The following is a 19,997-nucleotide window of genomic DNA, read 5'->3' on the forward strand; positions in this document are numbered from 1 at the left end:
ATTAATTTATGAAGTCAATAGATTAAAACAATGATGGATAATTGGTTTTACTTCCTGAAAACCTACCTTGGCTTCACGCGAAAAGAGTCCCGGGGATTTGTTTTTGTAATACCCATGCTGGCCATCCTGTATGCGATTCCCTATTGGGTATCCGGTTATTTCCGATCCTTTAATGAGCAAGATTACATTGATTATCTCCAAAAGGTAAGAAGTAACCCTGAGTTTTATAAAGCGGCCACTCAAAGCTCGGATACGGCATCGGTCGCGGATTGGCCGCAAGAAGAAAATAAAAAAACAGATAACCGTCAAAAAGGGCAGCCCCTAACCCGGCCCGAAGCTCCCCAACTGAATTCCTTGCTGTTTCCGGAAGCGACGGCAGTGGAACTTCAAATGGTATCGGGTGTTGGACCGGTTTTGTCCGCCAGAATAGAATCGTTCCGGGACAAGTTGGGAGGATTTCATTCTCCGGAGCAATTGCTGGAGGTGTATGGAATCGATGGGGAATTGGCCGCGAAAATTTATGAATTGTTTCCATTTCAAGCCCAAATCAATCGCAGGATCAATATCAACGAAGCTACCTTTAAGGATCTGGTCGGTCATCCCTATATCGGTGCCGGCGAGGCAAAGGTGATCATTGCCTACCGAAACCAACATGGAAGGTATGAAGTAGCCAATGACCTGCTCGGAATCAAAATTTTTACCGAGGAGTGGGTGGGCCGAATTGCTCCATACCTTAGTTTTTGACGCTTAATTCCATTAATGGCTTTTAGAGATGGTTAATTTCACGCAAATTTGCATGATGGATGAAAAGGTGCAGCAGCTAGCCAAGGAAAAACTTAATCTTCCTTCGTTTGATTTCCGGATTCGGAAGGAAGCAAATGGGAGGTACTTTATCTTTGACCCGCTGCGAAAAAAGTTCCTTTTGCTGACTCCCGAAGAGTGGGTGCGCGTTCACCTTGTGCATTATTTAACAAACTACCTCAAATACCCCAAGAGCTTAATTTCTCTGGAACGAGGGCTTACCTACAATTCCCTGAATAAGCGGTATGATATTCTGGTAAGAGACCGGCTCGGCAATCCTTTTTTCCTGATTGAATGCAAGGCTCCTGAGGTGAGGTTGACCCAGCGAACGGTCGAACAGGTCAGTGTTTACAATCAAAAAATACAAGCCGCCTATCTGGGGATAAGCAATGGGAATACCCATATCTGCATGCAGCGGGACATCCATTCGGGTAATTATGCGCAAATCAATTTTTTTCCGGAATTTATGGATTAATTTTGGGAAGTTTAATCTTTAATGGAAAAGTTCAGTGACTTTAGTCATGTATTTTAGTAAATTGAGCCAGTAAATTACACAAAAATATAAAATGCTGCTATGAGCAATCCGGTAAAGAGTACTCCTTGTGAATTGTGTTTGAGTAGAAAATTTTCGATGTTTTCGGACTTGGCGGAGGAGCATCTTTGTACCATTTCTGACAGTAAAAATTTCATATCTCACAAAAAAGGACAAATACTCTATTACGAAAACACCAAACCGCTGGGCGTGTTTTGTGTAAACAGCGGTGTGGTGAAGATTTTTAAGACCGCTTCAAACGGAAAGGAGCAAATCATCCGCCTGGCCAAAAAGGGGGACTTTGTAGGTTATACCTCTTTAATCGGGGAAGAAGCGTACACCACTTCTGCGACGATTGTAGAAGATGCCAGCATTTGCTTTGTGCCCAAAGAGGTTTTTTTAAAGGTGTTGGCCGAGGATAACAACTTTCACCGCAGACTCACGCAGGCCCTTTGCCAGGATATGGGGGTGATGGAAAACAAGCTCACGGATGCCACCCAGAAATCGATTCGCGAACGGCTTGCCCTGGCGTTACTTAAGTTGGGAGACGGCTATGGCGTTGACGGGGGTGACAAGCAGCGACTGGATATTGCCCTTACGCGAGAGGAAATTGCCGGTATTGTGGGCACGGCAACAGAAACAGTCATCAGGCTGCTTTCTGAATTCAAGAAAGACAAGTTGATTGACCTCCAAGGTAAAAAGATCATTTTGCTGGACCGAAAAGGGCTCGCACGGCTTTCCGATTTTTACGGGTAATCATTCCGGCTTTTCGGATAGGCCACTGATTTGCTCCAGGCGCAGCTCCCTGAATTCTACCTCCGCACCTTCTGCCTGCACCGCAATTTGGCCCTTGGTAGCAGTGGACTGATAGCCCTCATTGACCAGGTCTCCGTTTACCCATACTTTTATTTTATCTTCAAAGCATTCAATAATCATTTGGTTCCATTCGCCGGGAGGGTTCTCGGAGCCATCGGTTAGGTTGAGGATGCGTCTGTTTGCCCCCTCTGTTATTCCCCAGTCTTCTTTTGGCCCCCTTCTTTCTACCATATTGTCTACCATTATATCCTCAACGATACACCAAAAATCTCCTGCGTTTTCATGCATCATCTGCACTTCAATGGACTTGGGAAACATGTCGTATAACGCGCGGGGAGTAGAAGCATGAACCAATATCCCGCAGTTGCCGGTCTCTCCGGGAAACCGGTACTCGGTCGTGATGCGGTAGTTCTGGTACACCTTATCGGTAATCAGGTGACCCAGCGGCCTTCCCAAACTTACCAACATTCCATCCCGGACGATAAAGGACGGTCCGGCATCGGGATTATCGTCCTTTTCAGGCACGTCTGCATGCCAGCCCGTGAGGTCCTTTCCATTAAATAAAGGTAACTCCTGTGCTTTCAACGAGGGAAAAACCAGTGCGGTCTGGAATAGTAAGCAAATGGAAAAAAACTTCATGGTATGTTGGGTTAAGGTAATTAGTCCGGAAACAGGTAAGGTAATAGCCCATTTCCGGACTGGGTCATGGAGGGCTCAAAGGACATTTATCCTATAAGGTTGCCTTCATCATCCCACTGGGCTATGGTGCCCCGGGTGGAAACATCCAGGTACACGTCTTTGTATTTCGGATCGTTCTGTAGTCCATGTTTGGCCAGAACCTCTTCGGGTACTCCATCCCAGGCATTGGGCCGGTTGCCTACGTATCCCAGGTCTTTAAACCCTTCTTCACTAGTGAAAAAGCCAGTAGCCGTTAGGTTTCTCAACATATTAAAGAAGCGGACACCGCCTTCGTTTTCAGTTTTCGCCTTGTCGGGATAAGCAATCTCATCAATGAGCTGGATTCGCTGCGTTTCATTGATATCCAGAAATTTGGCAGCAAATAGTTCGTCAGACTTGTGATCTAACCACAATAGCCCACCCCGCATGGGTGTCTGGTACGTGGGGATGTCTTTCATCATGAATTCGATGAAATCGGGAACGCCCGCATCCGTGGCACTCCCTGAGGTAGCATCGGCAGGAATGATGATATCGACCAGAATGTCTAATTTTTGTCGTTCCTCATCGGTAAAAAAAGTGGAAGACTTGAGTTTTTCATTGTAAATGATTTCTTCCGGTGTTCTGCCATAACTCCCAAATTCCCCAATCGTAGGGTTGTGGGGGATTTCGGTCGTTTCAGGAGCCTCCGGACCACAACCGGTAAAAAGGAAGCCCGAAGCCAGGGATCCTGTAAATAAAAGCTTGAGATTTTCTCTTCTGTTCATGGCTTAAATATTTTTCTTTGATAATTGATCGATGATGTATTCCGAAGTCCTCCAGGACAGGGCCAATATGGTCCAGGTTGGATTTTTATCGGCTTGGGACACAAACGGGCCGCCGTCCACTACAAATAGGTTCTCGCAGTCATGGGCTTGTGAAAACTTGTTGAGGACGGAAGTTTCGGGATTGTCTCCCATGCGGGTAGTTCCCACTTCATGAATGATCCGGCCGGGTTTGTGTAGTCCGTATTGTTGATCTGCCCCCGGTTTGCTGCCCAAAATGATGGCCCCCATGCTGGTAAGGATCTCCTCAAAGGTCTCGTGCATGTGTTGCGCCTGCTTGAGCTCCTGATCGGTCCATTTGTAATGAAATTTCAATACCGGGATGCCATACTTGTCCACTACCTGATTGTCTATTTCGCAGTAGTTGCTGTACTGGGGAATACTCTCTCCCCGGCCAGACATGCCTACCGTGCTGCCGTAAAATCGTCGGATATCCTTTTTTAGCCCCTCTCCATAGCCACCGTTCGGTCGTGGCTTGCCAAATTCATCCTTGACATATTGGCGCATGGTGTCCATGCCACCACCAAAACCATAGGAAGGCATGGTCATTCCCCCCCAGTATTCGATGTGATACCCTCTGGCAAAATCCAGATTCTTTTCGTTGAGCCACCAGGGGGTATATACGTGCATGCCCCCTACACCGTCTTCATTGTACCGTTCCCGATCCATCATATCCGGAAGGATGCCCATGCGGTCAGCCCCCGTAGAATCGTGTAGGTAGTGACCTACCTGTCCGGAACTATTGCCCAGTCCGTTGGGATGGGTTTGGGATTTGGAATTTAACATGATTCTGGCCGATTCACAGGCAGAGGCACCCAATACGACCACGCGGGCATTAAGGGTGTATTCTTTCATGTCCAGTTTGCTGATATACCGGATACCCGTAGCTTTACCCTGCTCGTTAGTGTTTACTTTCCTTACCATAGCCATAGTAAAAAGATCCACCTGACCTTTCTTCATGGCTGGTTTTACCAGGCAGGTGCCTGCGGAAAAATCGGCATATATCTGACAGGCGCGGTTGCATTGGTTACAGAAAAAGCAAGTGCCCCGGTCGTTATTGACCGGTCGCGTCAAAATGGACAGACGGGAAGGGATGACAGGTACCCCAATCTTATCCGCGCCTTTTTTAATGCGCAATTCATGCAAACGGGGCTTGGGAGGGGGGAGGAAATAACCATCCGGCTCGTTTCGGATTCCCTCTTTGGAACCAAATACACCGATCAGCTGATCCACCTTATCATAATAGGGAGCCACATCCTCGTAGCCAATGGGCCAGTTATCACCCAACCCATCCAGGTCTTTTCGTTTATAATCCAAGGGACCGAATCGCAGGGATATGCGTCCCCAGTGATTGGTTCTTCCTCCCAGCATTCTGGATCGGAACCAGTCAAATTCACTGTCTGCTCCCCGGGTATAGGGCTCTCCTTCGATGTCCCATCCGCCAATGGCAGCATCAAAGTCTCCAAAAGGCCGTACGGTTCCCGCCCCTCTTCGCGGAGACTCCCAGGGAGGACGAAGTTGGGTTCGGTGTTCTTCAATGGCCGGGTCAAAATCAGCTCCCGCTTCCACCACAGCGACTTTCAATCCCGCTTCTGCCAGGATTTTTGAAGCCATGCCTCCTCCCGCTCCGGATCCCACAATAACCACATCATACGCCTCTCCGGCAGATTGTATGTTAATACTCATTCTATTTCTCTTTGATTAAAATTTTTCAAAAAGTAAGACAAATTTCTTAAAATTAAAAACGAATAATTCTTCTATAGAAAGAATACCAGGATATTTGGTAGTAGACTATTCCTAAGTAAAATTAAAGTACCAGGGGTTTGAGGTAGGGCCAGACATTCTCAGCTACGATTTGATGTCCTTCTTCAGTAGGATGAATGCCGTCAGGCAGGTTTAGGTTCGGGTCTCCAGCCACCCCTTCCAACAAAAAGGGGATCAGGGAAACCGAAGTGCTTTCAGCGATTTCAGCATACAGGGTCCGGAAATTTTCAGAATACTCCGGACCCATATTCGGAGGAATTTGCATTCCTGCCAATACAATTTTAGTATCCGGAAATTTTTCCTGCACAGTCAAAATGATGTTTCGAAGGTTTTTTTCAGTTTCCTCAAGTGGGATACCCCTCAATCCATCATTCCCACCCAGTTCCAAGATGAATATTTCCGGTTTTTCTTCCAGAAACCAGTCCAGACGGCTTAGCCCGCTAGCGGTCGTTTCTCCGCTTAACCCGGCATTGATCACCTGGTAGTCCAGGTTCAGACTGTCCACTTTTTCCTGAATCAATGCAGGGAATGCCTCCTCTTCCTCAATTCCGTATCCAGCGGTCAAGCTGTTACCGAAAAACAAAATGGTTTTTTTGGCCGTTTTTTTATCAGGAATAGCTTCCTCCTCCTTTTCCCGATTATCTTCCTGAGGCTTTTGATTGCAGGAATAGAGCAGCGTAAGGGCCGCCAGCACTAAGGGGATATATTTAAAGGTTAGTTTCATGAATGCGTAATTTGGCAGAAATTTAATGGTCAATCGTTAAAATTAATAAACTTAATTGACTATTGTTTTTGTTAGGTAAGGATAAGTATTTTTATTTGAAGTCTATGAATGTATTAAAAGTTGATAATCTTACAAAAACCTACCGAAGTGGTAACCGGGAACTTACCGTTTTGGATCAGGTAAATTTTGAGGTAGCCATTGGAGATACCTTGTCGATCGTCGGGCCCTCCGGTAGCGGTAAAACCACCCTTTTGGGGCTTTGCGCCGGATTGGACGTGGCCAGTTCCGGATCCGTAATGTTGGATGGCAGGGCGCTGGAAAGGATGACAGAGGACCAGCGGGCTGCCGTGAGAAATCAACTGGTGGGCTTTATATTCCAGAATTTTCAGCTGCTACAAACCCTTACCGCACTAGAAAACGTCATGGTGCCACTAGAACTCAAAAAAAGAAAGGATGCCAAAGACAAGGCGATGGAACTCCTGGAAAAGGTAGGCCTTGCGGATAGATTGACACATTACCCCAACCAACTTTCAGGTGGTGAGCAACAACGGGTCTCCATAGCCCGTGCCTTTGCCAACGAACCAAAAATTTTGTTTGCGGATGAACCTACCGGTAACCTGGATACCGAAACAGGGGAGATGGTAGAAAATCTTATTTTTAAATTAAACGAGGAAGAAGGAACGACCCTAATTCTGGTGACGCATGATTTGGAACTAGCGGCGCGCACACACCAATCCATTCACATTAAGGGAGGAAAATTACAGGAGGCGATCAATGGTTGATTGGAACTGGTCGCTTCTAATGGCGAAAAGAGACCTCAGAAAGACGGGTGGAAGGCTTATTTTGTTTATTTCAGCCATCGTTACCGGAATTGCTGCCCTGGTGGCCGTCACCTCTTTTGGAGATAACCTGAGTAATGATATTGACGAGCAGGCAAAAGAACTGTTGGGAGCGGATCTCTCTTTGAGAAAAAATCAGCCGATCGATTTTCCTGAAATTGAGACACAGGCAGATCGCCGTGCCCTGGAAGTAAATTTTGCCTCCATGGTATATTTTCCTAAAGTAGGAGAAAGCAGGCTGACGCAGGTAAGGGCGCTGGAGGGTGACTTTCCCTTTTACGGAAGCTTCGAAACCCTACCGGTGTCCGGAGAAACGGAATTCAGAAAGGGCGCTAAACGAGCACTGGTAGAAAAAACCCTGATGGCTCAGTTTGGGGCCGTGGTAGGTGATAGCATCAAGGTGGGAAATGTGACCTTGGAAATCGTCGGGGCATTGCAAAAAGTACCCGGGCAAAATGGCATTACCGCCACCGTAGCTCCTGCTGTATACATCCCTAACGATCAATTGGAAGCTTCAGGCCTGGTTCAGTATGGCAGTAGGGTCAATTACATCCACTATTTTCAGTTTCCGGAGGAGTTTGACCTGGAGGCCCTGATTGCTGAGAAGAAAGATCAGTGGGACGAAGACAAGGTCAGGCACGAGACCGTGCAATCACAAAAGGAAGACACAGGAAGGTCATTTGAAAACCTGTCTAACTTCCTGGTCTTGGTGGCCTTTATCGCTGTGCTGCTCGGTTGTGTGGGGGTGGGAAGTGCCATCAATGTTTTTGTGAAGGAGAAATTACCCTCCGTGGCGGTGTTAAGATGTCTGGGGGTGCGATCGAAAGAAATTGTAGCTGTCTATCTGGTTCAGATCGTCATCATGGGACTATTTGGTTCCCTGCTGGGTGCGGCTGCCGGGGCTTTCCTGCAATTTCTTTTGCCGATGGTATTTAGTGATTTCCTTCCGGTGGAAGTGTCTGTCCAAATTTCCTGGAGGGCAGTGATCATGGGAACCTTTACCGGGGTATTGATATCCGTATTATTTGCCCTGATCCCTTTACTGAAAATTCGAAAAGTATCACCGATGATGACCCTCAGGCCGGACGATCCTTCTGCAGGCTTGGGAAAGGATCCCTTGCGCTGGATGGTCTTGGGGGCAATTGTCCTGTTTATTCTTGGGTTTAGCTTTTACCTGTTGGAAGAGTGGGACCAGACCTTTTGGTTTACCGGTTTTGTGATATTTTCTTTTGGATCCTTGTGGCTGCTGGCCCTGGGGATAATGAAAGCCATTCGAAAATTCCTTCCCATTAGCTTGAACTACCCTGCCAGACAAGCCTTGTCCAATTTGTACCGGCCCAATAACCAAACGGTATCCCTGTTGGCTACCATTGGCTTGGGAACGGCGATGATCGGCACCTTGTTTTTTATACAAAACCAGCTGTTGGATGAGGTGCGGTTTGCTGACAAAGAAGATCAGCCGAATATGTTGTTTTTTGATATCCAATCGGATCAGGTAGACAGCATGAAGACCGTATTGGCAGAGGAGGGATTGCCCATATTGCAGCACGTTCCCATCGTTACCATGGGGGTGGCAGAAGTGAATGGCTTGACCAGAAATGATAACGACGAACTCGAAGAGGAAGAACAGCGGTCAAATTCCATGTATAGGCGGGAATTCAGAGTGACCTACCGGGATACCCTCATTTCCACCGAAGAATTGACCTCGGGCACCTTAATACCCTACGAAGCAGAAGGGGATAGTATTTTTGTTTCTATGGAAGAAGGATACGCTGAAAGAAACCGGGTGGAATTAGGGGATGAGGTCGTCTTTAATGTACAAGGAAGGCCACTCACTACGTACGTGGGAAGTTTCAGAAAGGTGAATTTCAGAAAGGTTTCTACCAACTTTTTGGTTGTTTTTCCAGATAAGGTATTGGATAATGCCCCTAAGTTTCATGTGTTGATCACCCGGACAAAGAATGACCAGGAATCTGCCGATATACAAAATAAGATGGTGCGTCAGTTTCCCAATGTTTCGGTGGTTAACCTCAGCATGATCGTGGAAACACTGGAAGACATTTTAGGAAAAATCAGTTTCGTTATTCAGTTCATGGCCTTGTTCAGCATTCTTACCGGGGTTTTGGTGTTGATAAGCTCACTTTTGATCAGTAAGTTTCAACGAATCCGGGAAAATATTTTGCTTCGCACGATAGGGGCGGGCAGAAGGGTGCTGCTAAAAATCAATGCCCTGGAATACTTGTTTTTGGGGAGTCTCGCCGCAGGAGGAGGGATACTGCTTTCCGTGCTGGCGGCTTTTCTGCTCAGCCGATATGTATTTGAAATATCCTTCCGGATGGAATGGGGTCCACTACTCATCGTGTTTGTGCTGATCACCCTGCTTACGGTGATCTTGGGATGGATAAACAGCCTCAGTATCTTGAAAGCCAAAACCATGGATATCCTAAGATCGTAGATGACTGCTCGAATTAAGGTAGCATCCCTGAAAAAAAATTAATAATCTTTCAGATGTTGAAACCTTTTGATTGATTTAAATGTATATACATTAAATACAATAGAAATTAAATGAAAATTGAAGACGAGATCAGGCAAAAGCCGTTTAAAGATGCCTATAGCAAGGCGGTGGTAAACTTGCTTTATACCCACAGTTACCTGGTGACCGAACAGAGCAAAATTTTCAAGCCTCATGATTTATCTCCCGAACAGTACAATGTACTTCGCATACTCAGAGGACAGCATCCGGAACCCATAACGGTGTCTTCCATTCAAGATAGAATGCTTAATAAAATGAGTAACGCTTCCCGGCTAGTTGAAAAACTAAAAATCAAGAAAATGGTAGAGCGTAAAGAATGCGCAATGGATCGTCGTCAGGTGGACATTACGATCACCGGGAAGGGGCTTGAGATTCTGGAGCAACTGGAAGAAGAAGTGAAAAAATTCAATAAAAGAATTTTGAATTTAAGTAAATCTGAGGTGGAGCAGCTAAATGATTTGTTAGATAAACTGAGAGGATAAAAAAATTTTCCTATTTAAATGTATATACAATTAATGTATTAATATTTAATTTAACACGTATAACTAATAACTATTAAGAAGATGAGTACAACAAAGTGGATTATTGACCCCACGCATTCCGAAGTATCGTTTAAGGTAAAACACCTGGTAATTTCTACCGTCACGGGTTATTTCCGGGAATTTGAAGGCGAAGTCGAAACGGCTTCGGATGATTTTTCCAATGCCTCCGTACGTTTTTCGGCAGCTATTGACAGCATTGACACGAACCAAAAAGACCGCGATGCACACTTGAAATCAGCCGATTTTTTTGATGCAGAAAATCACGCTCAGTTGGTTTTTAGCAATGGAAAACTTGTTGCTAGCGGAGATGGATTGGCGGTATCAGGAGATCTGACGATCCGGGGAACCACCCAACCCGTGACTCTTAAAGCCGAATTGGGTGGTATTGCCCAGGATGGTTATGGGCAGACTAAAGCTGGGTTTGAGCTGGAAGGTAAAATCTCCAGGAAAGCCTTTGGTTTAACCTGGTCTGCGGTAACGGAGACGGGTAGTGTTGTGGTTGGTGATGAGGTAAAAATCTTCGCCAGTATCCAGTTAGTAAAGCAATAATCAGGTACCTTTAAGCCGGGCTCTGAGCAGGAAGGAGCCCGGCCTTAACCTTATAATCTCATGAGTGATTTAATTTCAGGCATTCATCACATTACGGCGATCGCCTCCGATCCCCAACAAAATGTAGATTTCTACACCCGGGTATTGGGTTTGCGGCTGGTAAAAAAGACCATCAATTTTGATGCACCGGATGTCTATCATTTTTATTTTGGTGACGAAACCGGCAGCCCGGGTTCCATTCTGACCTTTTTCCCCTTTAAGGGCGCCGTAAAAGGAAAAAGAGGACTGGGAGAACTGACCTTTACCGCTTTTTCCATTCCGGAAAGCTCAATCGACTATTGGAAAAGCCGGTTATCCGGTTTGGGAATAACGCTCTCGGATACCCTCCAACGATTTGGTGAAGAGGTGATTCGGTTTACCGATCCGGACGGGATGGGGATAGAATTAGTCGGGATTAAAGCGGATCGGCGGGAGGCCTGGGCAGGTGGAAACGTACCCCAAAAGCACGCCATCCGGGGACTAGCAGGTGCCACCCTGAATTTACGGGAATTGGAACCCACTGCTGCTTTAATGACAGAGGTGCTGAATTACAAGCTTAAGGAGGAACTTCCCGGCAAGAGGTACCGCTATGAAATCGCTGGTAACCCGGGAGAAATAATAGACTTGGTCCAGATGGACCCTTCAGTGCGATCCATCCAAAGTGCCGGTTCCGTTCATCACATTGCTTTCCGCACGGCAGGAGAGGCGGAACAACTGCAAGTTCAGCGATTACTTCAACGGTATGGTGTAGCAGTGACCGAAGTCAAAGACCGAAATTATTTCAAATCCATCTATTTTCGGGAACCCGGAGGGGTGCTTTTTGAAGTAGCAACGGATTCGCCCGGTTTTTTGGTGGACGAATCATTGGAATCATTAGGCGATGCGTTGAAGCTACCCGACTGGGTTGCTTCTCAAAGGGAACAGATTGAGCGGAATTTGGTGCCCATACAGGTAAATTATCAGGAACCATGGAACAGTTAGTGAAAGCAGGTAAAGACTTGAATCAGGCGGAGAAAGTCGCCATCATTTTACATGGAAGAGGAGGAAGTGCTTCGGGAATGAAGGGATTAATAGAGGTGTTGCACGTTCCGGATTTTGCAGTTTTGATTCCTCAGGCCCCGGGAAATACCTGGTATCCGTTTGGGTTTATGGTGGAAGAATTGGAAAACGAACCCTATCTAAGTCAATCATTGGAGCGGATTCATTCCCTTGTCCAGGGTTTAAAGGAAGATGGGAAAAACGTATCAGACCTTTATTTTATTGGGTTTTCTCAGGGAGCTTGCCTTGCCCTAGAATACAGTGCCCGATTTCCCGCCCGGTATGGAGGAGTTTGTGCCTTTACAGGTGGACTGATCGGGAAAACGGTATCAGCGGAAAAATACCCCGGGGATTTAAATGGAACGCCGGTATTTATCGGTGCCAGCGAAAACGATTTTCACGTACCCATGTCCCGTATTCAGGAATCTGCTAAGCTATTGACCGGCATGCAGGCAGCGGTAAAAACGCTTGGTTTTCCGGACGATATGCACACGATTCGGGAGGAGGAGATTGCCGCAGCCAATGAGTTTATCTTTCAAAAAACCTCCTGATTTTTTTGGCCCGGGATTTGAAGAAACATTTTTATTCACCCTGTCGTTAGACGGGATATTGTTTTAAGAAAGCGATCTCATATGAAAACCAAAATACTCTTTTTTATCGTTCTTTTGTGGATCCCCTTTTTACAGGGGTTTTCACAGGAAATCCCACAAATTTCCGTGGTAGGCCAAAGCCAGCTAGAGATAATGCCCGATGAGGCCCTACTGACGGTTTCACTGAATGCCAAAGCCATGGAAACGGCAACTGCAACGGCTGAATTGAATAAGAAGGCCAAGCAAGTGAAAACTGCCCTTGAGAAATCCGGCGTAGAAGACTATGAATTGACCGCAGAAAACTATTACGTGAATGTCAATCGGATCTATTCGAAAGGAAGCAGCAAAGACAGTGGCTACGTTGCCAGTCAAACCATGGAAATTCTGGTCCGGGATACGGGCGAGGATCTTCTGAAAGTAATGCAAGTCCTGCACGGATCCACAGACATGGGTTTTCAGCTCTCCTACAGGCTGTCGGACGAAACGAAAAAAAGTTACCTTGAGAAGTTGCTGGAAATGGCAATAGCGGATGCCCGAAGAAAGGCCAACGTCATTGCGGCTAATCTGGATATCGAAGAGGTTTTTGTACATCGAGTAGACTATCAGGGGGGCGATTCTTTTCAGCCCGTGGTTTACGGAAACGAGCGTTTTAGTATGAAAGCCGCCGATCAGCAAGCGCCTCCCACCTTACAACCCGGAGAACAAACCCTCAATGAAAGGGTAACGATCATATTTACTTTTGAAAAGTAAGTGGGTTAGGGAAGGCCGAATAGCAAGAACAATCTCCGGATTACCAGGTTTAATGCCTATGAAAGCGAACGGAATATTGGATTTTCTGAAGGAATTGGCAGCTAACAACTCCAAAGAATGGATGGATGCCAACCGAAGCTGGTACTTACAGGTGAAAGAAAGCCTACTGGAAGATGCAGCGAAGATTTTGTCCGGATTGAGTGCAAATCAACCGGCTTTTTCTTCCTTGAGGCCCAAGGACTGCCTGTTTCGCCAAAACAGGGATATTCGATTTAGTGCCAACAAACTCCCTTACAAAACGAATATGGCAGCCTATTTTGCCGTGGGAGGTAAGAAATCAACCGGACCGGGTTATTACCTGCATTTGGAACCCGGAGCCAGTTTTTTGGCCGGAGGTATCTGGATGCCCGATTCGGATATTTTGAAAAAAATCCGACAAGAAATCGATTATGCCGGCAGTGAACTTGCGGGAATTCTGCAAGACCCGTTTTTTCATAATTACTTCGGGGAGATGGAAGGGGAGCAGTTGAAAACCTCCCCAAAGGACTACTCCAGTGAGCACCCACATATTGAGTTACTGCGGTACAAAAGCTTTATCGTGTCCAAGAAACTTAGCGATGCTGATGTTGCCGGGGGCCACCATATAGGATTGGCTTTAGAGGCTTTTGATGCGATGAGGCCGTTTATGGGATTCCTGGACAAAGCAATTGCCAGCTCTGAAGACGAAGGGTTTATTATTTAAAGCAAGTATTTTTCGATGGACCGTGCCACCCCATCTGCCTTGTTTCCAGCCGTAATATCCTTTGCCACCGCTTTTACTTCATCTCTTGCATTATCGACCGCAATACCCAGGCCGACAGAAGCGAGCAAGTCGATGTCGTTATAGTTATCCCCAAATGCCATGACCTCGTCCATGGAGATCCCGAAGCCAGTGATGATTTCCCGGAGTCCGGTGGCTTTGGAGATGGATTTTGGAGCGATTTCCAGGTAAGTGTCCTTGGAGCGGTAGAGATGAAGTACGGCAGATAATTCCCGTTGCAGATGTTGATAGAGTTCCCGGATCTCGCTTGCAGTACCCATGCACATGACTTTATGCGCGCCGCTTTGATTTTTTTTCCAGGCAGCGATTACCTGATCGTTTTCACGCAAGCGGGCCTTTACCTTGGTTGCTTTTTCCTCTTTTTCTGTCCAGGGATCCATTTTCGGAGCATACCATTCGTCTTCTGAATACAGGCTTACATGTATGGAAGTATTTACCGTCTGCTCAATGACTTTTTGACAAATTTCCGGTGTTATCCAAACCGAGCTCAGGGCATTTTTTTCCAGCGTGCCTGGCAGTACATAACCACCGTTGTAACAGACCAGGGGATTGTGCTCGCGGTTTAAATCCCTTAACAAATGGGTCATGGCAGAGGGCATCCGGGAAGAAGCCAAAATGACGGGAAAATCTGCGGGCAAGGCGGCAAAAGCCTGCCGTGTTCTCCGGGATAGTTCCCGGTTTTTATCCAGCAGCGTGCCATCTATGTCCGTGCAAATCGCTTTTATCTTCATCAAAAAAGGTTTTTTCGAGAAGCGAAGATAGGGAAATCAAATGGCTTTACTAAAGACGGTTGTTGACTTTTTATCTGAATACATGAACGGGTCAAAGGCCATGCAAATGTTCCTGACAAAAGGCTTCCCTGTTGCCGTAATGATCATTCCCTTCTGATTGAAGGTAATCAACCCATCCTTTTCAAAAGCCAACAGCTTTTCCAACAGCTCATCCGGTAGGTTTTTCAAATTTGTCCAGGAGGCCTCCATGTTACAGATCAAATTGAGGATAATGGACTTGGATACAAGATGCTCATCCTTTTGAACATGCCCTTTTACCAGTGGCAGGTCGCCGTTCAGGATGTTTTTCTTATACAGCTCCACGGATTTTTCATTTTGCCCGTAAGCATAATAGAGGTCACTGATCGCACTACAGCCCAGGCCCAATAGGATTTTGGAAGGGGAGGTGGTATACCCCATAAAATTGCGATGAAGGGTTTTATCTGATTTTGCCTGTAGCAATGGATCGCCGGGCAAGGCAAAATGATCCATCCCAATTTCCTCGTAGCCCATTTCTTCCAGCCAGTCTTTGCCTTGCTCGTAAAGTGCCCGCTTCTGTTCCTCATTTGGCAGGAACGCTTCGAAGGATTTCTGGGAGGGAAAGGCCGTAGGTAAGTGGGCGTAACTGTAAAATGCTATCCGCTCTGGCATCAGCTCCCGCACCTTGTCAAAGGTTGCTTTAAGGGTGTTCAGGTTCTGATGTGGCAACCCATAAATCAAGTCGAAATTAATAGAGGTATAGCCAAGCTGCCGGCTGGTATCCGTTACTTCCTTTACTTTTTCAAAGGGCTGAATCCGGTGGATGCTTTCCTGCACCTTGGGGTCAAAATCCTGAATGCCAAAACTAACCCGGTTAAATCCATGCCTGGCCATTACTTCCAAATGTGCTTGTGTGGTGTTGTTGGGGTGGCCTTCAAAGCTGAAAGCAGCATTATTTAGTCCTGTGGAGTTATGACTGATATGCTTCAGTAAAATTTCCAGGGAGGTAGGGGAGAAAAAGGTGGGTGTGCCTCCCCCCAGATGAATGCCGGCCAGCTTGGGCTTTTCATCCAGCAACTCCAGGTACATGTTCCATTCTTTCATCAGAGAGGAAATATAGGGCAGCTCCACCTGATGATTTTTGGTGATCCTTTTGTTACAGCCGCAATAGGTACACAGGCTTTCGCAATAAGGAAGGTGAATATACAGACTGATACCGTCTTGAGAGCCAAACGCATCGTATGCCCGCTGAAATTGCAGCTTCCATTGCTGGGGGTCGGTGGCATTGTTCCAGTGGGGAACCGCCGGATAGGAAGTATACCGGGGTGCTGGAACGTTGTACTTTCGTATCAGGGAATTTTGGTCCATATTCCTACTAGCTTGTTTCAAGAAACAAATAACGGCTTCCTTGTTTCAAAAAAACATGAGCATCGGTAGTGGCAAGCCTGATAAAAATCAGGTTTGCTGGAATAGGAAATGAAACGAATCGCTTCTGAATGACTTTAATGGTGGTTGGTGTAGTAGCTTACGGGTACATACGGCAGGTCAAAGGTTTCCGCAACTGCCTGATACACCACATCTCCTTTGATGATGTTGAGGCCGGATTTTAGTTCGGGGAAACGAATGCAGGAATGTTCCCACCCGTTATCGGCCAGTTCGAGCACATAAGGCAAGGTGGCGTTGGCCAGGGCCAGGGTAGAAGTATAGGGGACCGCCCCGGGCATGTTTGCCACACAATAATGGAGGACCCCATCGATGGTATAGGTGGGTTTCTCATGGGTAGTAGGTTGGCAGGTCTCGATGCAGCCTCCCTGGTCTACTGCCACGTCGACCAATACCGTGCCGGGAAGCATGTATTGTAGCATGTCCCGGGTGATAAGGTGCGGGGCTTTGGCTCCGGGGATCAGTACCGCTCCGATAATCAGATCGGTTGAAGGGATCAGATTTCGGATATTGTATTCATTGGACATCATTGTTTTGACATTTTTAGGCATGACATCCGAGAGGTAGCGCATTCTGGGAAGGGAGACATCCATGATGATCACGTCAGCACCTAAACCTGCCGCCATCCAGGCAGCCTGGGTTCCTACGATTCCACCGCCAAGAATCAAGACTTTGGCGGGCAGGGTTCCCGGTACGCCTCCGAGCAGAATCCCCCTTCCTCCCAGAGGTTTTTCAAGGTAATTAGCCCCTTTCTGAACCGCCATCCTACCGGCGACTTCGGACATGGGAACCAGGAGGGGAAGGCTTTTGTCTGGTTTTTCCACGGTTTCATAAGCCATACAGACAGCTTTGCTTTTGACCATGGCCTGGGTAAGCGGTTCATTGGAGGCAAAGTGGAAATACGTAAACAGCAATTGGTCTTCCCTGACCAGTTTGTATTCCTGCTCGATCGGTTCTTTGACCTTCAGGATCATTTCTCCTATTTCGTAAATGGATTCGATGGTAGGTAGAATTTTCGCACCGGCGGCCTGGTACGTTTCATCGCTGAATCCGCTACCCTCACCGGCCGCCTGCTGGACAAAAACAGCATGGCCCTTTTTTACCAGTTCTTTGGCTCCTGCCGGTGTAAGGGCTACCCTGTTTTCATTATTTTTAATTTCTTTGGGAACGGCTACATGCATAATCGAAGATGTTAGGTTAAAGTCTGTAACAAATATAACCAGCCGATTTCCCCTTGTGTAACAACACGTGAAAAAATTCCAGGTAAAATTTGAAAAGGAACGGATAGCTTGTTTATCTTGGAAGTTTCACCCGATACCAGGCCTGCGAGGTTGAAAATAATATTTGCCCGTGGCTACGTGAGTTCCAGGCTATTTTTAATTAGCATTCAGAATATTATTTTATATAAATAATAAAATTAAGATTAAACCAAATTTAATTTTTTTTAATTGATTTAATATCCCCTTATAGATTGGGATAACTCTAAAATTTGTGTATTTTTGAAATTGATGGCATACCCTTGTACCGAAAACAGTTTGATAGATGAATATGGAAACCCTATCCACATTGACTGAGGAAAAAACAGCAACTTTGGACAAGAAGCGCATTCTGGCAGATTATAAAATAGTGATGATCAGCAGGCATGCCTCCTTGACCGTGAGGAAGGAGGTTTTCATGGGTAAAGCCAAATTTGGCATCTACGGAGACGGAAAAGAGTTGGCTCAGGTAGCCATGGCAAGGTTTTTTGAGCCTGGAGATTTCAGGTCGGGGTATTACCGGGATCAGACCATCATGTTTGCCACGGAGGGACTGGGGCTGCAAGAGTATTTTGCCCAGCTTTACGCCCACACAGAAGTCCAGGCAGAGCCTGCTAGTGGCGGCAGGTTGATGAATGGTCATTTTGCAACCCGATCCCTGAATGAGGATGGTAGCTGGAAAAATTTGATGGCCTCCAAAAATTCCACGGCGGACATTTCTCCTACGGCAGCCCAAATGCCCAAATTGCTGGGCTTAGCCTACGCTTCCAAATTGTATAAGGAAAATCCGAAGCTCCATTCCATGACCACTTTTTCCAATAAGGGACGGGAAGTAGCCTGGGGGACGATCGGGAACGCGTCTACTGCGGAAGGCATGTTTTTCGAAACATTTAACGCAGGAGGCGTGCTGCAGGTGCCGATGGTGATTTCAGTATGGGATGATGATTATGGAATATCGGTAACGAATGAGCTGCAGGTCACCAAGGCCAGTATTTCGAAAGCATTGTCCGGATTTAAGAGAAACCAAAAGGAAAAAGGATACGAAATTTTTGTTGTAAAAGGCTGGGACTACGAAGAGCTGGTCCGAACCTATGGCAAAGCTGCAAGGCTGGCCAGGGAGGAGCACATTCCAGTGCTGGTGCATGTGGTAGAAATGACACAACCCCAGGGACATTCCACATCTGGTTCTCACGAACGTTATAAAAGTAAGGAAAGGTTGGCCTGGGAGGCGGCATTCGATTGCGTTGTAAAATTCAAAGCGTATATTCTGGCCAATAGTATTGCCAGCGAGGAAGAGCTGGACAAGATAGAAGCCGAAGCCAGGCAGTTGGTGAAAGAAAATAAGGATCGCGCCTGGAAAGCGTTTACCGGCAGCATCAAGAAAGAATTGAATGAGGCCGTTCTCCTGATCAGAGCACTCGCCAGCCACTGTAGCAAGCAAGAAGAACTCTTTCAATTGGCCGATGAATTGACACAAACGCTCAATCCGGTCCGAATGGATGTAATTGGTACGGTTAGAAAGTGCTTGTTATTGGCCAGAAATGAGCCTCAGGAATTGAAAGCGGAGCTTCAGGACTGGTACAAAGCGCAACAACAGCTCAATCTGGAAAGGTATTCCAGTCATCAATACAGTGAATCTGCAGAAAATGCCCGGTCTATCGCTTCGGAACCAGCTATTTACGATGAGCAGGCTCCTTTGGTAGACGGAAGAGAGATCCTGAAAGCTTGTTTTGATAAAATGCTAAGTAGGGATCCCAGGGTTTTTGCCATTGGAGAAGATGTCGGTTTGATAGGAGATGTGAATCAGGCATTTGCTGGACTTCAGGCAAAGCATGGCGAATTGCGGGTGACTGATACAGGGATACGGGAGGTAAGCATAATCGGTCAGGGAATCGGCTCGGCCCTGAGGGGACTCCGGCCCATTACCGAGATTCAATACCTGGATTACCTGATCTATGCGCTGATGACCCTATCAGATGATTTGGCCTGTCTGCATTACCGGACCAAAGGAGGGCAAAAAGCCCCGCTGATCATTCGTACCAGGGGACATCGCCTGGAAGGAGTTTGGCATTCAGGTTCTCCCATTGGAATGATTTTAAGTAGCCTCCGTGGAATTTTGATTTGTGTGCCCAGGAATATGACCCAGGCGGCAGGGATGTACAATACATTGCTGGAAGCCGATGAACCTGCCCTTTTGATTGAAGTATTGAGTGGCTACCGGTTGAAGGAGAAAATGCCGGCAAATATCGGTAAATTCAAGGTTGCTCTTGGCAAGCCTGATATTTTACGGGAGGGAGAAGATGTCACCATCGTAACCTATGGTGCCATGTGCCGCATTGTAATGAGCGCTGCAAAACAACTGGAAGAAATTGGGATTTCGGTTGAAGTTATCGACGTGCAAACCCTGGTGCCATTTGATCTGAATCAAGTGATCGCCAAATCAATCCAAAAAACCAATCGCGTAATTTTTGCAGATGAGGATGTGCCGGGAGGAGCGTCTGCTTATATGATGCAGCAGGTGGTAGAAGGGCAAAATGCCTACTATTTTCTAGATTCCAAGCCAGTCACGCTTTCCGCTAAAGAACATCGGCCGGCGTATTCTTCCGATGGGGATTATTTTTCCAAACCCAGTGTTGACGACGTGATTGACAAAGTGTACCAACTAATGCACGAGGCAGAGCCGAAGCGGTTCCCCCCTATTTACTAATCCACC

19 protein-coding genes are annotated in these 19,997 nt (G+C 46.6%); 12 read left to right on the forward strand and 7 right to left on the reverse strand.

Translation table 11 applies throughout. The features are described 5' to 3' along the window. Positions 1-30: 30 nt before the first annotated feature. The 3 genes from GJQ68_RS12455 to GJQ68_RS12465 all read left to right on the forward strand — a co-directional run bounded on the left by GJQ68_RS12455 (position 31) and on the right by GJQ68_RS12465 (position 2,089). The gene (locus GJQ68_RS12455) at positions 31-744 is read left to right on the forward strand and encodes a ComEA family DNA-binding protein (RefSeq protein ID WP_162417623.1); all 714 of its coding nucleotides are present in this window, start codon (positions 31-33) and stop codon (positions 742-744) included. A gap of 28 nt (positions 745-772) precedes the next feature. Then, the gene (locus tag GJQ68_RS12460; RefSeq protein ID WP_235941473.1) at positions 773-1,276 is read left to right on the forward strand and encodes a type I restriction enzyme HsdR N-terminal domain-containing protein; all 504 of its coding nucleotides are present in this window, start codon (positions 773-775) and stop codon (positions 1,274-1,276) included. Positions 1,277-1,375: 99 nt separating this feature from the next. Continuing rightward, complete coding sequence (locus GJQ68_RS12465; protein WP_162417624.1) at positions 1,376-2,089, forward strand: Crp/Fnr family transcriptional regulator; 714 nt, start codon at positions 1,376-1,378, stop codon at positions 2,087-2,089. Here GJQ68_RS12465 and GJQ68_RS12470 read toward each other — a convergent pair whose 3' ends face one another. The 4 genes from GJQ68_RS12470 to GJQ68_RS12485 form a co-directional block, all read right to left on the reverse strand. After that, positions 2,090-2,788: a 3-keto-disaccharide hydrolase gene (locus GJQ68_RS12470; RefSeq protein WP_162417625.1), complete on the reverse strand. Its 699-nt coding sequence runs from the start codon at positions 2,786-2,788 to the stop codon at positions 2,090-2,092. Positions 2,789-2,874: 86 nt separating this feature from the next. Then, the gene (locus tag GJQ68_RS12475; RefSeq protein ID WP_162417626.1) at positions 2,875-3,591 is read right to left on the reverse strand and encodes a gluconate 2-dehydrogenase subunit 3 family protein; all 717 of its coding nucleotides are present in this window, start codon (positions 3,589-3,591) and stop codon (positions 2,875-2,877) included. Between the two features lie 3 nt (positions 3,592-3,594). After that, on the reverse strand, positions 3,595-5,334 hold the full coding sequence (locus tag GJQ68_RS12480) for a GMC oxidoreductase (RefSeq protein ID WP_162417627.1): 1,740 nt from the start codon (positions 5,332-5,334) through the stop codon (positions 3,595-3,597). 121 nt (positions 5,335-5,455) lie between these two features. Next, the gene (locus tag GJQ68_RS12485; RefSeq protein WP_162417628.1) at positions 5,456-6,136 is read right to left on the reverse strand and encodes an arylesterase; all 681 of its coding nucleotides are present in this window, start codon (positions 6,134-6,136) and stop codon (positions 5,456-5,458) included. Positions 6,137-6,240: 104 nt separating this feature from the next. Here GJQ68_RS12485 and GJQ68_RS12490 point away from each other — a divergent pair, with 104 nt between their 5' ends. From GJQ68_RS12490 to GJQ68_RS12525, 8 genes are all read left to right on the forward strand, one after another. Beyond that, a complete protein-coding gene (locus tag GJQ68_RS12490; RefSeq protein WP_162417629.1) occupies positions 6,241-6,918 on the forward strand; it encodes an ABC transporter ATP-binding protein in 678 nt (225 codons plus the stop codon). Continuing rightward, the gene (locus GJQ68_RS12495) at positions 6,911-9,430 is read left to right on the forward strand and encodes an ABC transporter permease (RefSeq protein WP_162417630.1); all 2,520 of its coding nucleotides are present in this window, start codon (positions 6,911-6,913) and stop codon (positions 9,428-9,430) included. Before GJQ68_RS12490 ends, GJQ68_RS12495 begins: the two co-directional genes overlap by 8 nt. 110 nt (positions 9,431-9,540) lie before the next feature. After that, complete coding sequence (locus GJQ68_RS12500) at positions 9,541-9,990, forward strand: MarR family winged helix-turn-helix transcriptional regulator (RefSeq protein WP_162417631.1); 450 nt, start codon at positions 9,541-9,543, stop codon at positions 9,988-9,990. 81 nt (positions 9,991-10,071) lie between these two features. After that, on the forward strand, positions 10,072-10,599 hold the full coding sequence (locus tag GJQ68_RS12505) for a YceI family protein (protein WP_162417632.1): 528 nt from the start codon (positions 10,072-10,074) through the stop codon (positions 10,597-10,599). Between the two features lie 60 nt (positions 10,600-10,659). Next, positions 10,660-11,619, forward strand: a complete 960-nt coding sequence (locus GJQ68_RS12510) for a ring-cleaving dioxygenase (RefSeq protein ID WP_162417633.1) — start codon at positions 10,660-10,662, stop codon at positions 11,617-11,619. Next, positions 11,607-12,227: an alpha/beta hydrolase gene (locus tag GJQ68_RS12515; protein WP_162417634.1), complete on the forward strand. Its 621-nt coding sequence runs from the start codon at positions 11,607-11,609 to the stop codon at positions 12,225-12,227. Before GJQ68_RS12510 ends, GJQ68_RS12515 begins: the two co-directional genes overlap by 13 nt. An 81-nt stretch (positions 12,228-12,308) precedes the next feature. Continuing rightward, complete coding sequence (locus tag GJQ68_RS12520) at positions 12,309-13,016, forward strand: SIMPL domain-containing protein (RefSeq protein WP_162417635.1); 708 nt, start codon at positions 12,309-12,311, stop codon at positions 13,014-13,016. 58 nt (positions 13,017-13,074) lie between these two features. Further along, complete coding sequence (locus GJQ68_RS12525) at positions 13,075-13,758, forward strand: DUF2461 domain-containing protein (protein WP_162417636.1); 684 nt, start codon at positions 13,075-13,077, stop codon at positions 13,756-13,758. Here GJQ68_RS12525 and GJQ68_RS12530 read toward each other — a convergent pair. The 3 genes from GJQ68_RS12530 to ald form a co-directional block, all read right to left on the reverse strand. After that, positions 13,755-14,567, reverse strand: coding sequence for a Cof-type HAD-IIB family hydrolase (locus GJQ68_RS12530; protein ID WP_162417637.1), 813 nt, complete (start codon positions 14,565-14,567; stop codon positions 13,755-13,757). The two genes, GJQ68_RS12525 and GJQ68_RS12530, sit on opposite strands and share 4 nt — an antisense overlap. A 36-nt stretch (positions 14,568-14,603) precedes the next feature. Further along, positions 14,604-15,953, reverse strand: a complete 1,350-nt coding sequence (hemN, locus tag GJQ68_RS12535) for an oxygen-independent coproporphyrinogen III oxidase (protein ID WP_162417638.1) — start codon at positions 15,951-15,953, stop codon at positions 14,604-14,606. 134 nt (positions 15,954-16,087) lie between these two features. Beyond that, positions 16,088-17,209, reverse strand: a complete 1,122-nt coding sequence (ald, locus tag GJQ68_RS12540) for an alanine dehydrogenase (protein ID WP_162417639.1) — start codon at positions 17,207-17,209, stop codon at positions 16,088-16,090. A gap of 367 nt (positions 17,210-17,576) precedes the next feature. Here ald and GJQ68_RS12545 point away from each other — a divergent pair, with 367 nt between their 5' ends. Beyond that, a complete protein-coding gene (locus GJQ68_RS12545) occupies positions 17,577-19,991 on the forward strand; it encodes an alpha-ketoacid dehydrogenase subunit alpha/beta (RefSeq protein WP_162417770.1) in 2,415 nt (804 codons plus the stop codon). Positions 19,992-19,997 lie beyond the last annotated feature (6 nt).

The sequence above is a fragment of the Cyclobacterium roseum genome (assembly GCF_010119225.1).
Taxonomy (GTDB): Bacteria; Bacteroidota; Bacteroidia; order Cytophagales; family Cyclobacteriaceae; genus Cyclobacterium; species Cyclobacterium roseum.

Excerpts from the sequence above, each read along its gene's own strand:
- GJQ68_RS12455 (WP_162417623.1), top strand. The coding sequence starts at position 31 with ATGATGGATAATTGGTTTTACTTCCTGAAAACCTACCTTGGCTTCACG.
- GJQ68_RS12460 (WP_235941473.1), top strand. The coding sequence starts at position 773 with ATGGTTAATTTCACGCAAATTTGCATGATGGATGAAAAGGTGCAGCAG.
- GJQ68_RS12465 (WP_162417624.1), top strand. The coding sequence starts at position 1,376 with ATGAGCAATCCGGTAAAGAGTACTCCTTGTGAATTGTGTTTGAGTAGA.
- GJQ68_RS12470 (WP_162417625.1), bottom strand. The coding sequence starts at position 2,788 with ATGAAGTTTTTTTCCATTTGCTTACTATTCCAGACCGCACTGGTTTTT.
- GJQ68_RS12475 (WP_162417626.1), bottom strand. The coding sequence starts at position 3,591 with ATGAACAGAAGAGAAAATCTCAAGCTTTTATTTACAGGATCCCTGGCT.
- GJQ68_RS12480 (WP_162417627.1), bottom strand. The coding sequence starts at position 5,334 with ATGAGTATTAACATACAATCTGCCGGAGAGGCGTATGATGTGGTTATT.
- GJQ68_RS12485 (WP_162417628.1), bottom strand. The coding sequence starts at position 6,136 with ATGAAACTAACCTTTAAATATATCCCCTTAGTGCTGGCGGCCCTTACG.
- GJQ68_RS12490 (WP_162417629.1), top strand. The coding sequence starts at position 6,241 with ATGAATGTATTAAAAGTTGATAATCTTACAAAAACCTACCGAAGTGGT.
- GJQ68_RS12495 (WP_162417630.1), top strand. The coding sequence starts at position 6,911 with ATGGTTGATTGGAACTGGTCGCTTCTAATGGCGAAAAGAGACCTCAGA.
- GJQ68_RS12500 (WP_162417631.1), top strand. The coding sequence starts at position 9,541 with ATGAAAATTGAAGACGAGATCAGGCAAAAGCCGTTTAAAGATGCCTAT.
- GJQ68_RS12505 (WP_162417632.1), top strand. The coding sequence starts at position 10,072 with ATGAGTACAACAAAGTGGATTATTGACCCCACGCATTCCGAAGTATCG.
- GJQ68_RS12510 (WP_162417633.1), top strand. The coding sequence starts at position 10,660 with ATGAGTGATTTAATTTCAGGCATTCATCACATTACGGCGATCGCCTCC.
- GJQ68_RS12515 (WP_162417634.1), top strand. The coding sequence starts at position 11,607 with ATGGAACAGTTAGTGAAAGCAGGTAAAGACTTGAATCAGGCGGAGAAA.
- GJQ68_RS12520 (WP_162417635.1), top strand. The coding sequence starts at position 12,309 with ATGAAAACCAAAATACTCTTTTTTATCGTTCTTTTGTGGATCCCCTTT.
- GJQ68_RS12525 (WP_162417636.1), top strand. The coding sequence starts at position 13,075 with ATGAAAGCGAACGGAATATTGGATTTTCTGAAGGAATTGGCAGCTAAC.
- GJQ68_RS12530 (WP_162417637.1), bottom strand. The coding sequence starts at position 14,567 with ATGAAGATAAAAGCGATTTGCACGGACATAGATGGCACGCTGCTGGAT.
- hemN (WP_162417638.1), bottom strand. The coding sequence starts at position 15,953 with ATGGACCAAAATTCCCTGATACGAAAGTACAACGTTCCAGCACCCCGG.
- ald (WP_162417639.1), bottom strand. The coding sequence starts at position 17,209 with ATGCATGTAGCCGTTCCCAAAGAAATTAAAAATAATGAAAACAGGGTA.
- GJQ68_RS12545 (WP_162417770.1), top strand. The coding sequence starts at position 17,577 with ATGGAAACCCTATCCACATTGACTGAGGAAAAAACAGCAACTTTGGAC.